3 protein-coding genes are annotated in these 15094 nt (G+C 72.0%); 2 read left to right on the forward strand and 1 reads right to left on the reverse strand.

The features are described 5' to 3' along the window. Window positions 1–105: 105 nt before the first annotated feature. Window positions 106–918 (reverse strand): methyltransferase domain-containing protein, encoded by an 813-nt coding sequence (locus tag ABZ370_RS25725; protein ID WP_358625185.1) that lies wholly within the window; start codon window positions 916–918, stop codon window positions 106–108. A gap of 245 nt (window positions 919–1163) precedes the next feature. On the opposite strand from ABZ370_RS25725, the gene ABZ370_RS25730 reads away from it, so the two are divergent. After that, on the forward strand, window positions 1164–8435 hold the full coding sequence (locus ABZ370_RS25730; RefSeq protein ID WP_358625187.1) for a beta-ketoacyl synthase N-terminal-like domain-containing protein: 7272 nt from the start codon (window positions 1164–1166) through the stop codon (window positions 8433–8435). A gap of 42 nt (window positions 8436–8477) precedes the next feature. Further along, window positions 8478–15086 carry an SDR family NAD(P)-dependent oxidoreductase gene (locus tag ABZ370_RS25735; protein ID WP_358625189.1) on the forward strand — a complete coding sequence of 2203 codons (6609 nt, stop codon included), beginning with the start codon at window positions 8478–8480 and terminating at the stop codon, window positions 15084–15086. The last annotated feature ends 8 nt before the right edge of the window (window positions 15087–15094 follow it).

The raw sequence follows: 15094 nt of genomic DNA on the forward strand, positions 1-15094 counted from the left end.
CGCCATGCCGAAAACCGCGTCCACTGAGGTCCGTTGATGAGAAGTGGATAATTGCGGGACTTCTGGGGCCGGTTGCCCCGTGGAAACCGGCCCCAGAATCCTTGGTCAAAGCTTGTGGGCCACCACGATCGCACAACCGGCGCTGCCCACCGTGGGCAGCGCCGACTTGGCGGCGTCGAGCACTTCCTGCACGCTGACCCCGTGCCGCTCCTCGAACTCCCGGCGGCACTTCAGAATGCCGTCGATCATGCGGTTGGCGGTGTCCTTGGTGTGCTCGGTGACGTCCCTCAGCTCGTCCAGCCGCAGCCCGGCGTCGGTGATCAGACCGGGCCAGTCCCGCATCCCGGTCAGCGAGGTGACCGCGTCGGGATCGTTCTCCGGCTGATAGCTGCCATCGGCCGGTGGCGTCACATCCGTCAGCACCAGCCGGCCGCCGGGCGCCAGCACCCGGGCCATCTCGCGCAACGCCGTGGGCCGGTGCATATGGTTGATGGATTCGAAGGCGAGTACGGCGTCGAACGATGCGTCCCCGAAAGGCATGGCCATGCCATCGGCGTACTGGAACGACACCCGGTCGGACATGTGCTCCGCGCGCGCCGCTTCGGTCGCCTGCCCGACCTGAAGCTCGCTGATGGTGATCCCCAGAACACCGGCCCCGGTCGTCGACGCCACCCGCAGCGCGGGCTTGCCGATACCGCAGCCCACATCCAGCACCCGGTCTCCCGGCCCCACTCGCAGCCGTTCGATGAGCAGATCGGTGAAGCGGTCCGTCGCCTCCTGGACCGAGCTGGTGTCGGACGGGCCGTCCCAGTAGCCGAAGTGGAAGTTGTCGTCCCACGCCATCTGCAGCAGCGGTCCGAGCGAACTGTAGTAGTCCGACACCTGGCCGCCTGGCGGCGCGGGTGATGGGGATGTCATGGCACTCCTCCTGTGTGCTCGGCGCTCCGGTCGGCCGTCAAGTGGCCACAAGGGGCTCACCTGTTCAGCGATGGTCCGGGGTTCCGGTAACGCGTCTCTAAAGTGACCGGCCGCGGGCATTTGGTCTGCCTTTAGAACCGCGCCCCACGATGGGCCACGTGCTCGCACCGATCATCAATCCGGAGCGGGAGTGCCGCCCATGAGCAACCACGTCCCTGCCAACCTCGAGCGCCGTACGTGGTGTGATGGCTAGCGCCCCGCCCACCCGGCAACCTCAGTCCGCGGAGCCCATCGCCATCGTGGGAATGGCCTGCCGCCTGCCCCACGCGCCCAGCCCGTCAGCCTTCTGGCAGCTGCTGCGGCAGGGCCGCCACGCCATCACCACGATGCCCGCCGACCGCCGCCACCCCGGCACCCCGGCCGATCCGGTAGCTCCTTCCACCACCTGGTACGGCGGATACCTGGACCGCGTCGACACGTTCGACGCCGAGTTCTTCGGCATCCCGCCACGCGAAGCGGTGGCCATGGACCCCCAGCAGCGGCTGATGCTCGAACTCGGCTGGGAGGCGTTCGAGGACGCCGGAATCCGCCCCGGAACGCTGAAGGACACCGCCACCGGTGTCTTCGTCGGCGCGATCTGGGACGAGTACGCGACCGTGCTGCGCCGCCACCGTCCCCTCGCGAGCACACGGCACGCCATGACCGGCGTACACCGCAGCATCATCGCCAACCGGATCTCCCACCGCTACGGGCTGCGCGGCCCGAGCCTCACCGTCGACACCGCACAGTCCTCGTCCCTGGTCGCCGTCCACACCGCGTGCGAGAGCCTGCGCCGCCACGAGTGCACCCTCGCGCTGGCCGGCGGCGTCAACCTCATCCTCACCGAGGAGAGCATGGAGGCCGCCGCGGCCCAGTTCGGCGGACTCTCCCCGGACGGCCGCTGCCACACCTTCGACGCCCGCGCCAACGGCTTCGTACGCGGCGAGGGAGGCGGCGCCGTGCTGCTCAAGCCCCTCGGCGCGGCGGTGCGCGACGGCGACCCGGTGTACTGCGTGATCCGCGGCAGCGCCCTCAACAACGACGGCGCCACCGACGGCCTGACCACCCCCGGCCCGGCGGCGCAGGAAGCCGTGGTGCGGCTCGCCCACCAGCGCGCCGGAACCGCACCCGGCGACGTCCAGTACGTCGAACTGCACGGCACCGGCACGCCCGTCGGCGACCCCGTCGAGGCCGAGGCGCTCGGCGCCGCCCTCGGCAGCGCCCGTACTGCGGACAACCCCCTGCTGGTCGGCTCCGCCAAGACCAACGTCGGCCACCTGGAAGGCGCCGCCGGAATCGTCGGGCTGCTCAAATGCGCCCTCAGCATCACCCACCGGCAACTCCCGCCCAGCCTCCACTACACCACCCCGAACCCGCGCATCCCGCTGGCCCGTCTCGGACTGCGCGTGCAGGACGAACTCACCGCGTGGCCACACCCGGACCGGCCGCTCCTCGCCGGGGTCAGCTCCTTCGGCATGGGCGGCACCAACTGCCATCTGTTGCTCGCCGAACCACCCACCCCCGTGGCGGCCACCCCGCCGCCGGTCACGCCCCGGGGCACGTCCCCGGCCCCGCCCGTTGTCCTGTTGTGGCCCCTCTCCGCCAGGACGCCCGCGGCGCTGCGCGCCCAGGCCGGGCGGCTGCGCGACCACCTCGCCGCCCACCCCGGCGCCGACCCCGCGGACCTCGGCCACGCGCTGGCCACCACCCGGACCGCCTTCCCCCACCGCGCCGTGCTCCTCGGCGACGGCCACCACCCCGACGAGCTGCCGCGCGGACTCGACGCGCTCGCACAGGGCGCACAGACCGCCGGGCTCGTCCGGGGCCGGACGAGCGACGGAGGGCTCGCGCTGCTCTTCAGCGGCCAGGGCAGCCAGCGCCCCGGTATGGGCCGCGAACTGTACGCCGCGCACCCTGTCTTCGCCGACGCCCTCGACGAGGTCTGCGACACCCTGGACCCGCACCTCGACCTGCCCCTGCGCGACGTCATGTTCGCCGAACCCGGTACGCCGCGTGCGGCGCTGCTGGACCGGACGTCGTACACCCAGCCCGCGCTGTTCGCCATCGAAGTCGCCCTGTACCGGCTGGTGGCCTCCTGGGGGCTGAAGGCCGACTACCTGATGGGGCACTCGGTCGGTGAGATCGCCGCGGCACAGGTGGCCGGAGCGCTCTCCCTCCCCGGCGCCTGCGCGCTCGTGGCCGCCCGTGGCAGGCTCATGCAGTCGGTCACGGCGGACGGTGCGATGGCCGCCTGGCAGGCCACCGTGGACGAAGCCACCGAACTGCTGGCCGGGCAGGAAGACCGGATCGCCGTCGCCGCCGTCAACGGACCCGCCTCTGTCGTGGTCTCCGGGGACCGGGACACCGTCCACGACACCACGGCCATCTGGCGCGAGCGCGGCCGCAAGGCGCGTCTGCTGAAGGTCAGCCACGCCTTCCACTCCCCGCACATGGACCCGATGCTCGACGAACTGCGCGCCGCAGCGGCTGACTTGACCGTCACCGCACCGGCCATCCCCGTCGTCTCCAATGTGACCGGCCGCGCCGCCACCGCCGAACAGCTCGCCTCCCCGGACCACTGGGCCCGCCACGCCCGCGACGCGGTGCGCTTCGCCTCCGGAATGGACACCCTCCGCGCGGTGGGCGTCACCACCTTCCTCGAACTCGGACCGGACGCCCAACTGACCGCCATGGCCCGTGAATGCCTCGCCGAGCGCCCCGGCACCGAGGACGGCCCCGACCGGTCGCGCCCCCTCGTGGTGGCCGTTCTACGACGTGACCGGCCGGAGGCGCGCACCTTCGCCACCGCCATGGCCGAGGCACACGTACGCGGCGCCGCCCTCGACTGGGAGCGGGTCTTCGGCGGACACCGCTCCCGTTCGGTAGACGTGTCCCGCCCGGTAAGCCTGCCGACGTACGCCTTCCAGCGGGAGCGCTACTGGCCCGAGGCGGAGCCGACGGCCCCGGCCCCGGACAGCGCGGCCCCGGGCAGCGCAACCACGGACGGCGCGGCCACCGTATCGCCGCTGGTCGGGCGGCTGGCGGAGCTGACCGGCCCGGAGCGGGACCGTGCCCTGCTGAACGCGGTGTGTGACACCGCGGCCGTCGTCCTGGGACACCCCGGCCCGGACACCATCGACCCCGCCCTCAGCTTCAAAGACCTGGGCTTCGACTCCCTCGCGGCCACGGAACTGAGCGAGCGGCTGAGCGACGCCACCGGTCTGCCCCTGCTCGCCACGCTCACCTTCGACCACCCCACACCGCTCGCCGTCGCCACCCATCTGCGCACCCGTGTCGACCGGACCCCGGACGCCCCCAGCACCCCGGCAGTCCCAGCACCGGTCACCACTCCGGCCACCGACGACGACCCCATCGCCGTGGTGGCCATGAGCTGCCGCTACCCCGGCGGAGCCGACACCCCGGAGGCGCTGTGGCGGCTGCTGGCCGAGGGCGTGGACGCGGTCGGCGAGTTCCCTACGGACCGTGGCTGGGACCTGGCGGGGCTCTTCGACCCGGACCCGGACCGTCCCGGCACCAGCTACACCCGCGAGGGCGGATTTCTGTACGACGCCGCACATTTCGACGCCGAGTTCTTCGGCATCAGCCCACGTGAGGCGCTGGCCACCGATCCGCAACAGCGGCTGCTGCTGGAGGCCGCGTGGGAGGTGTTCGAGCGCGCGGGTATCCGCCCCGCCGCCCTCATGGGCAGCTCGACCGGGGTGTTCGTCGGGGTGACGCCCCAGGACTACGGTCCACGGCTGCACGAGGCGCCGAAGGGGCTCGACGGCCATCTGCTGACCGGCAGCACGCCCAGCGTGGTGTCCGGGCGGATCGCGTTCACCTTCGGTCTGGAGGGGCCCGCGGTGACGGTGGACACGGCGTGTTCGTCGTCGCTGGTGGCCCTGCATCTGGCCGCCCAGGCGCTACGGCAGCGCGAGTGCCGGATGGCACTGGCGGGCGGAGTGGCGGTGATGGCGGCCCCGGGCATGTTCACCGGCTTCTCCCGCCAGCGCGGCCTGGCCGCCGACGGCCGGTGCAAGCCGTTCGCCGCGGCGGCGGACGGTACGGGCTGGGGCGAGGGCGCTGGACTCGTGCTGCTGGAGCGGCTGTCGGACGCCCGACGCGAGGGCCACCACGTACTGGCGCTGATCCGGGGCTCGGCGGTCAATCAGGACGGTGCGTCCAATGGACTGACGGCGCCCAACGGGCCGTCGCAGCAACGGGTCATCCGCCAGGCCCTGGCCGCCGCCCGGCTGACCCCGTCCGAGGTGGACGCGGTGGAAGCACACGGCACTGGCACCACGCTGGGCGATCCGATCGAGGCGCAGGCCCTGCTCGCCACGTACGGACACCAGCGGCCTACGAACCGCCCCCTGTGGCTCGGCTCCATGAAGTCGAACATCGGCCACACCCAGGCGGCCGCGGGAGTGGCGGGTGTCATCAAGATGGTGATGGCCATGCGGCATGGGCAGCTGCCCGCCACCCTGCACATCGACGAGCCGAGCCCGCACGTCGACTGGGACAGCGGCAACGTGCGCCTGCTCACCGAACCGGTCGCGTGGCCGCGCGGGGAACATCCCCGCCGCGCGGGCGTCTCGTCCTTCGGTATCAGCGGGACCAACGCCCATCTGATCCTGGAACAGCCCCCCGCCCCCGAAGACACAGCCCCCGAAGACACCGCCCCTGAAGACGCCGCGCCCGGCGCCCCGTCCGAGCACGGGCCCACCTCCTGGGTGCTGTCGGCACGGAGCGCGGAGGCGCTGCGCGGGCAGGCCGGTGCGCTGGCCACCGCACTGGCCACCGACTCCGGCACGTCCGCCGCGGAGGTGGGCTGGTCGCTGGTCACCACGCGGTCGGTGTTCGCACACCGGGCGGTGGCGGTCGGTGAGGACCGCGACGCGCTGACGGCGGCCGTCCGGGCGCTGGCGGCCGGTGACAGCCACCCGGGCCTCGTGGGACCCGCCGCGGTACCCCCAGGCACCGCGCCGACGGGGGGCCCGGGCCCGGTGCTGGTGTTCCCGGGGCAGGGATCGCAATGGCAGGGGATGGGCGCCGAACTCCTTGCTACTTCCCCGGTGTTCGCAGCACGCGTGGCCGCCTGCGAGCGGGCCCTGGCACCGTACGTGGACTGGTCGCTCACCGATGTGCTGCGCGGCGCCGGGGGCGATGTGGCCCGGGTCGACGTGGTGCAGCCCGTGCTGTGGGCCGTGATGGTCTCGCTGGCCTCGGTGTGGGCGGAGTACGGGGTGACACCCACCGCCGTCGTGGGCCACAGCCAGGGCGAGATCGCGGCGGCCGTGGTGGCGGGGGCGCTGTCGCTGGAGGACGGAGCGAAGGTCGTGGCCCTGCGCAGCCGGGCGCTGCGCCGACTGGCCGGTGGCGGCGCGATGGCCTCGCTGGGGCTGGGGCGGGAGGCGGCGGCCGACCTGCTGACCGAGCTGGGCGACCGGGCGGCGGCGGTCGTGGTGGCAGTCGTCAACGGGCCCGGATCGACGGTCGTGTCCGGACCGCCCGGGCAGGTGGCCGCCGTGGTGGCCGCATGCCAGGAGAGCGGCGATCGCGCACGGCTGATCGAGGTGGACTACGCCTCCCACAGCCCCCAGGTCGACGAGATCACAGAGGAGTTGACCCATCTGCTGGACGGTATCCGTCCGGCCACCTCCGCCGACACCGGAGTGGCGTTCTACTCGACGGTGACCGGCGGCCGGGCCCGCCCCGCCGACCTCGGCACCGGCTACTGGGTGCGCAACCTGCGCGAACAGGTGCGGTTCGCCGATGCCGTCGACGCGCTGCTGACCGATGGTCACCGCGTGTTCATCGAGGCCAGCACCCATCCGGTGCTGACGATGGGGATGCGGGAGTGTTTCGAGGAGGCGGATGCCGTCGCAGTCGCCGTACCGACGCTGCGGCGTGGCCACGGGGGCCGGGCGCAGCTGATGCGCTCACTGGGACAGGCGTTCACCGCCGGGGCCGACGTCGACTGGACCGCCCTTTTCCCGGCCGACCCGCCGCCCCGTACCGTCGAACTCCCCACCTACGCCTTCCAACGCGAACGGTACTGGCTGGACGCCCCCGCCCCGCGCGGCGGCGATCCCGCCGACCTCGGCCTCACCTCCGCCGAACACCCCCTGCTGGGCGCCGCCGTGGAATGCGCCGACGGCAGCGGCCTGATGCTGACCGGGCGTATCTCCTCACGGACACACCCCTGGCTGAGCGAGCATGTGGTCGGCGGGGTGGCACTGGTGCCGGGCGCCGCGCTCGTGGAATGGGTGCTGCGTGCGGGCGACGAGGCCGGTTGCGGCGAGGTCGAAGAGCTGGCGTTCCGGGCCCCGTTGGCGCTGCCCGCCGCAGGCGGCCTCCGCGTACAGGTGGTGGTGGGCGCCCCCGCCGACGACGGGCGGCGCGACGTACGCGTATACGCCCGACCGGACCTCGTCGGCGGCACACCTGCCACGTGGACGTGCCACGCCGCGGGCGTACTGCGCCCGTCCGCACCGGACGACCCGACGGCCGAGCCCGGGGCATGGCCACCGACCGGTGCGCGGCCGGTGGCGACGGACGGGCTGTACGAACGGATCGCCGCCTCGGGCTATGCGTACGGCCCGGCCTTCCGGGGAGTGCGCGCGATGTGGCGCGACGGCGCGGACGTCCTGGCCGAGGTGGAGCTGCCGGAGGCCGCAGGCGAGCCGGGCGGGTACGGCATTCACCCGATCCTGCTGGACGCGGCCCTGCAACCGGCCCTGGTACCTGACGAGAATGGGGAAGTCGCCGACGAGCGGCTGTGGCTGCCGTTCACGATGAGCGGCGTAGCGCTCTGGGCGGCCGACGCCACCACCGTACGCGTCCGGCTGTCCCCGCACCGGCAGGGCGCGGACGGCGAGCGCGAGATGCGGGTGGCCGTGTCCGATGCCGCGGGCGCACCGGTGCTCACCATCGACGCGCTCATGATGCGTCCGGCCGCCCCCGAGCAGCTGCGGCCCGCGGACGGCCATGGCGAGGCCGAACGTACCGCGCCGGTGCCACGGGGTGGCGTACGGGGCGGGCGGCGGCGCGCGGCCGCCGTGGCCGGTGCGCGGTCGGCCGACTGGGCCGCACGGCTGAGGGGGCTGTCGGCGGCCGAACGGCAGCGGGCGGTGCTCCAGCTGGTCCGCCAGCACGCCGCCACCGTACTGGGACACACCGACCCCGACGCGGTGCATGCCGAGGCCAGCTTCAAGGAGCTGGGCTTCGAATCCCTGACCGCGGTCGAGCTGCGCGACCGTCTCGCGGCGGCCACCGGACTGCGCCTGCCCGCGGCCCTCATCTTCAGATATCCGACCCCGGAGGGCATCGCGCGCCATCTGGTGCAACGGCTTTCTCCCGAAGGCAAGGTCCCGACGCAGAAGTCGACGGATGCGATGAATGTCGCGGAAAGGCTGGAGTCCGCGTCCGCGGATCAGGTTCTTGACTTTATCGACAACGAGCTTGGTGTGTCCTGAATGTACCGGGCGCGACGAATGCTGAAGGCCGGGTGACCCCTAGTGGCGAACGAAGAGAAGCTGGTCGAGTATCTCAAGCGGGTCTCCGCTGATCTGCACGATACGCGGCAGCGTTTGCGTGCGGCGGAGGAGCGCGCCCAGGAGCCGGTGGCCGTGGTGGGAATGGCCTGCCGCTTCCCGGGCGGGGTCACCTCCCCCGAGGAATTGTGGGACCTGCTCGGTTCGGGTGTGGACGCGATCGGTGATTTCCCGACGGACCGTGGCTGGGACCTGGAAAACCTCTACCACCCCGATCCCGAGCATTACGGCACCAGTTGCGTTCGCCAAGGCGGATTCATCGAGGCCGACCAATTCGACGCCGCGTTCTTCGGGATCAGCCCGAGAGAGGCGCTGGCGATGGACCCACAGCAGCGGCTGGTCCTGGAAATCGCCTGGGAGGCGCTGGAACGGGCCGGAATCGACCCCGCCACCCTGAAGGGCACCCGCACCGGCGTCTACACGGGAGTGTCCAGCCAGGACTATCTGGCCCGGGCTCCGCGGATTCCCGAGGGCTTCGAGGGATACGCCACCACGGGCACACTCACCAGTGTGATCTCGGGCCGGGTGGCCTACACGTTCGGTCTGGAGGGACCGGCGGTGACCGTGGACACCGCCTGTTCCGCCTCGCTCGTGGCCATCCACCTCGCCTGTCAGGCGCTACGCCAGGGCGAATGCACCATGGCGCTGGGCGGTGGCGTCACTTCGCTTGCCACGCCCATCATGTTCACCGAGTTCTCCCGGCAGCGCGCGCTGGCCCCGGACGGCCGCTGCAAGTCCTTCGCGGCCACCGCGGACGGCACCGGCTTCTCCGAGGGCGTCGGACTGGTGGTGCTGGAACGGCTGTCGGACGCGCGGCGCAACGGCCACCGGGTGCTGGCGGTGATCCGGGGCTCGGCGATCAACCAGGACGGCGCGTCGAACGGTCTGACCGCGCCCAACGACGTCGCCCAGGAACGCGTCATCGGCCAGGCGCTGGCAAGCGCCCAGCTGTCACCGGGCGATGTGGACGCGGTGGAGGCCCACGGCACCGGTACGAAGCTGGGCGACCCGATCGAGGCCGAAGCGCTGATCGCCACGTACGGCCAGGACCGCCCCGCCGAACGGCCGCTGCTGCTGGGGTCGTTGAAGTCCCACATCGGGCACACCCACGCGGCCGCCGGTGTGGCGGGCGTCATCAAGATGGTGACGGCCCTGCGGCACAGGGTCCTGCCCGCGAATCTGCACCTGGACGAGCCGACTCCGCATGTGGAGTGGGAGGGCAGCGGAGTCCGCCTGCTGACCGAGCCGACCGCCTGGCCCGAACTGGACCGGCCCCGCAGGGCGGCGGTGTCCTCCTTCGGAATCTCCGGTACCAACGCGCATGTGATCGTGGAGCAGGCTCCGGATGTGCCTGTATGCGTTGAGGGTGTGGGGTCTGTGGGGGGTGTGGTGCCTTGGGTGGTGTCGGCGCGGAGTGTGGAGGCGTTGCGGGAGCAGGCGGGTGCGTTGGCGGGGCGGGTGGTCGATGCGGAGGTGTCGCCTGTCGAGGTGGGTTGGTCGTTGGTGACGGCGCGGTCGGTGTTTGAGCATCGTGCGGTGGTGGTGGGTGCGGGCCGTGGCGAGTTGGTGGCGGCGGTGGAGGCTTTGGCAGCAGGGGAGTCCCACCCGGGTGTGGTGCATGCAGGTGTTCCGGCGTTGGCGGGCGATGTGGGTCCGGTGTTGGTGTTTCCGGGGCAGGGTTCGCAGTGGGTGGGGATGGGTGCGGCGCTGCTCGATGAGTCGTCGGTGTTTGCGGGGCGGGTGGCGGAGTGTGAGCGGGCGCTTTCGGCGTATGTGGATTGGTCGCTCACCGATGTGCTTCGCGGTGACGGGGGCGGTCTGGACCGGGTGGATGTGGTGCAGCCGGTTTTGTGGGCTGTGATGGTGTCGCTGGCGGAGGTGTGGGCGGGGCATGGGGTGCGGCCTGCGGCGGTGGTGGGTCATAGCCAGGGTGAGATCGCGGCTGCGGTTGTGGCGGGGGCGTTGTCGTTGGAGGACGGTGCGAAGGTGGTGGCGCTGCGCAGTCGGGCGTTGCGTCAGCTGGCTGGTGGCGGGGCGATGGCGTCGCTCGGTGTGGGGCAGGAGGAGGCCGGTCGGCTGTTGTCAGAGCTGGGCGACCGAGCCGAGGGAGTGGGTGTGGCGGCGGTCAATGGGCCGTTTTCTACGGTGGTTTCGGGTCCGCCGGAGCAGGTGGCGTCGGTGGTGGCCGCGTGCCGGGAGAACGGCGACCGGGCGCGGCTGATCGACGTGGACTACGCCTCGCACGGCCCCCAGATCGACGAGATCCGCGACGAACTGTTCCGCGAACTGGACGGCATCCACCCGAACGACACCTCCGGTACGGAAACCGCCTTCTACTCCACGGTGCACGGCCGCCGAATCGACACCACCGGGCTGGACACCGCCTACTGGGTGACCAATCTGCGGGAGCGCGTACGCTTCGCCGACGCGATCGAAGCGCTGCTGCTCGACGGGCATCGGGTCTTTATCGAGGCCAGCACCCACCCCGTGCTCACCGTCGGCATGCAGGAGACCTTCGAGCGGGCGAGCGTCGACGCGACAACCGTGCCGACGCTACGCCGCGACCACGGCGGCCAGGACCAGCTGGTGCGCTCCCTCGCCCAGGCGTTCAACGCGGGTGTCCCCGTGGACTGGACGACCCTGTTCCCGGCCGACCCCACCCCCCGGATGGTGGATCTGCCCACCTACGCCTTCCAGCACGAGCGGTATTGGCTGGACGGCCTCACCAGCCGGGGCGTCGACCCCACCGACCTCGGTCTCGTCCCCGCCGGGCATCCGCTGCTGAGCGCCGCAGTGGACCTGGCGAACGGCGACGGCCGACTGCTGACGGGACGGCTTTCGGCGCGTACCCACGCGTGGCTCGGCGAGCACGTGGTGGCGGGCGCCGTGCTGGTGCCGGGTGCGGCGCTGGTGGAGTGGGCGCTGCGGGCCGCCGACGAGGTCGGCGCCGGTGGCGTGGAGGAGCTGGCGCTCCAAGTCCCGCTGGTGCTCCCGGAGTCGGGCGGACTGCGCCTGCAGATCGTGGTCGGGCCACCCGGGTCCGACGGGCGGCGCGAGGTGCACCTGTACTCCCGCCCCGAGGGGAACGACCGCTCCGCGGACATGTGGGTGTGCCATGCGGAAGGCGTACTGAGCGCGCCCGGCGACCGCGCCGACGACGTGCCCGGTCTGGGTGGCGTATGGCCCCCGGCGGGGGCGGAGCCCGTGGCGCTGGAGGACTTCTACGCGCAGGTCGCGGCCTTGGGATATGCGTACGGCCCGTCCTTCCAGGGGCTGCGCGCGGTGTGGCGCGACGGGGCGGATCTGCTGGCCGAGGTGGTGTTGCCGGAGGCCGCGGGCGAGCACACCGGGTTCGGTATCCACCCGGCACTGCTCGACGCGGCGCTGCACCCCGTCCTGCTGACCGGCCGAAACACGACGAACAGGGTGTGGCTGCCGTTCACCTGGAACGGGGTGTCGCTACGGGCCCAAGGGGCGACCAGCGTACGGGTACGGCTGTCCCCCCGGGAGGGTAGCGGCGAGGACGAGCGCACGGTGCGGGTGACGGTGGCCGATGCGCTGGGCGTCCCGGTGCTCAGTACCGATGCGGTGGTGCTGCGCCCAACGAGCGGAGACCAGCTGCGGAGCGTCCAAGTCCCGGGCACGGAGGGTCTGTTCGCCATGGACTGGACGCCCTTGCCTCTCGTGGCAGAGGGCAGTGCCGGTGACCAGAGGTGGGCGGCTCTGGGCAGTGAGGCCACCCCGGATCTCGACTCCTTGATCGCCGCGCTCGACACCGGCACACCGGCTCCTTCGGTCGTCCTGGCGTATCAGCCCGCTGTCGACGCGTCTGCCGACGTCCATGCCATGGCGACCGATGGGCTGGCGTCGGCCGAGCGAGTCCTGAAGCTGTTGCAGGACTGGCTGGCCGAACCACGGCTGACCGAGTCCCGGTTGGCGGTGGTGACGCGCGGAGCCGTACCCGCCGATGACACCGGGAGTGGTGACACCGGGAGCGTGGACGTGTCCGGTGCCGCGCTGTGGGGTCTGGTGCGCAGCGCGCAGGCGGAGAACCCGGGCCGGTTCCTGCTGCTCGACCTGGAACCGAACACACTCGATGCCGATCACGGCAGGGTGCTGAACGCTGTCCTGCGGGCCGTGGAGACGGACGAATCGCAGGTGGCGCTGCGCGCCGGGCAGGTGCTGGTGCCCCGGCTGGTGCGGGCTGTCGGCAGCGGCGATCAGGGTGGTCTGGTGCCTCCGGTGGGGCAATCGGCGTGGCGGCTCGGGGTCGTCGGGGCGGCGACCGTGGACAGTGTGCGGCCCGTGCCGTGTCCGGAGGTTCTGGAACCCTTGCGCGCCGGTCAGGTACGCATCGCGGTCCATGCGGCGGGCGTGAACTTCCGCGATGCGCTGATCGTGCTGGGGATGTATCCGGGCGACGCCGTGTTCGCGGGCAGTGAGGGCGCCGGTGTGGTCCTGGAGACCGGGCCGGAGGTGACAGGCCTCGCAGTGGGGGACCGGGTGATGGGTCTGTTCGAGGGTGCGTTCGGCCCGCTGGCGGTGGCGGACGCACGTACGGTCGTCCCCATCCCCTCCGGCTGGAGCTTCCAGCAGGCGGCCGCGGCGCCCGTCGTGTTCCTCACCGCCTGGTACGGGCTGGTCGAGCTGGGCGGACTCCGGCCGGGCGAGTCGGTGCTGATCCATGCGGCGACGGGTGGTGTGGGGATGGCGTCGGTGCAGATCGCCCGCCATGTGGGTGCGGAGGTTTACGCCACGGCGAGTCCCGGCAAGCACACCGTGCTGGAGGACATGGGCATCGACCAGGGGCACCGGGCTTCGTCGCGTGATCTGGACTTCGAGCAGGTCGTACGGGAGGCGACCGGTGGCCGTGGTGTGGATGTCGTACTGAACAGCCTGGCCGGGCCCTTCGTGGACGCTTCCCTGCGGTTGCTGGCCGATGGTGGCCGGTTGCTGGAGATGGGGAAGACCGACATCCGTGATCCGGAGCAGGTCGTGGCCGAGCGTCCCGGGGTGCGGTACGAGGCGTACGACCTGATCAGTGACGCGGGCCCGGACCGTATCGGCCGGATGCTGCGCGAACTGGGCGAGCTGTTCGCGTCCGGTGCTCTGGTGCCGCCTCCGGTGCGGTCGTGGCCGCTGAGTCGGGCGCGGGAGGCGTTGCGGTATCTGAGTCAGGCCAGGCACACCGGCAAGCTGGTGCTCGACGTCCCGGCCCCGGTGAATCCGGACGGAACGGTACTGATCACCGGTGGTACCGGCACCCTGGGCGGTCAGGTGGCAGAACACCTCGTCCGTGCCTGGGGTGTCCGGCATCTCCTGTTGGTCAGCCGCAGCGGTCCCGACGCCCCCGGGGCTAAGGAACTAGCGGTCCAGCTCGGCGAGTTGGGTGCCGAGGTGCGGATCGTCGCAGCCGATGTGGCCGACCCCGCCACCGTCGTCGATCTCATCGAGGGCATCGACCCGGCGCATCCGTTGACCGGTGTCATTCATGCGGCGGGCGTGCTGGACGACGCGATGCTTCCCGCGCAGTCCCCGGAACGGCTGGGCCGGACCTGGGCGGTCAAGGCCACTGCCGCCGCCAATCTGCACGCGGCGACGGAGCATCTGCGCCTCGGCGTATTCGTCCTGTTCTCCTCCTTCGCCTCCGATCTCGGCACGCCCGGTCAGGCCAACTACGCGGCGGCCAACGCCTTCTGCGACGCCCTGGCATCCCACCGCCAGGCCGCCGGACTGCCGGGGCTGTCGGTGTCCTGGGGGCTGTGGGCGGCCACCAGCGGTCTCACCGCCCGGCTGGACACCGCCAATCTGGCCAGGATCGGGCGCTTGGGGATCACGGCCAACACCACCGAAGAGGGGCTGGCCATGCTGGACGCGGCGTGCCGCCACGGCCGTGCCCATCTGCTGGCGCTCAACCTGGACGCCCGGGCGCTGGCCGCCCAGGACACCGCCGCGCTGCCCACCCCGCTCCGGGCGCTCGCGGCCACCGGCGGCAGCGGCCGTGGGCGGCCGATCGCGGCGGCCGGTGCCCAGCCGACCGACTGGTCCGGCCGCCTCTGCGGACTGCCGTCCCCCGAGCAGCACCGGCTGCTGCTCAACCTGGTGCGCGGCCACGCCGCCACTGTGCTGGGCCACGCCGACCCCGCCACCGTCCACCCGGACGCCTCGTTCAAAGACCTCGGCTTCGATTCGCTGACAGGGGTCGAACTGCGCAACCGGCTGGCCGCGGCCACCGGGCTGCGGCTGCCCGCGGCACTCGTCTTCGACCATCCCGAAGCGGCCGCACTGGCCGAACACCTGCGCCATCAACTCGCCCCGGACGACACAGGGACCCCGGGCCGGGATGTCCTCCACCCGGTCTTCAACGAGCTGGTCAGGCTGGAGAACAGCCTGTCCGCCGTGGCCGTCGAGGAGCTGGATTCGGGGGCGGTCACCACCCGGCTGGAGACGTTGCTTTCGCGATGGAAAGCGATGTGTCTCACGGGCGACGACGGCGGCGCCGTGGAGCGGCTGCAGGTCGCGACCGCCGATCAGGTGCTGGATTTCATCGACAACGAGCTTGGCCTGTCATGACCGACGTG

This window comes from Streptomyces sp. NPDC005962, from assembly GCF_040629205.1.
Classification (GTDB): domain Bacteria; phylum Actinomycetota; class Actinomycetes; order Streptomycetales; family Streptomycetaceae; genus Streptomyces.

Coding starts and splice junctions, on each gene's coding strand:
- ABZ370_RS25725 (WP_358625185.1), bottom strand. CDS start 918: ATGACATCCCCATCACCCGCGCCGCCAGGCGGCCAGGTGTCGGACTAC.
- ABZ370_RS25730 (WP_358625187.1), top strand. CDS start 1,164: ATGGCTAGCGCCCCGCCCACCCGGCAACCTCAGTCCGCGGAGCCCATC.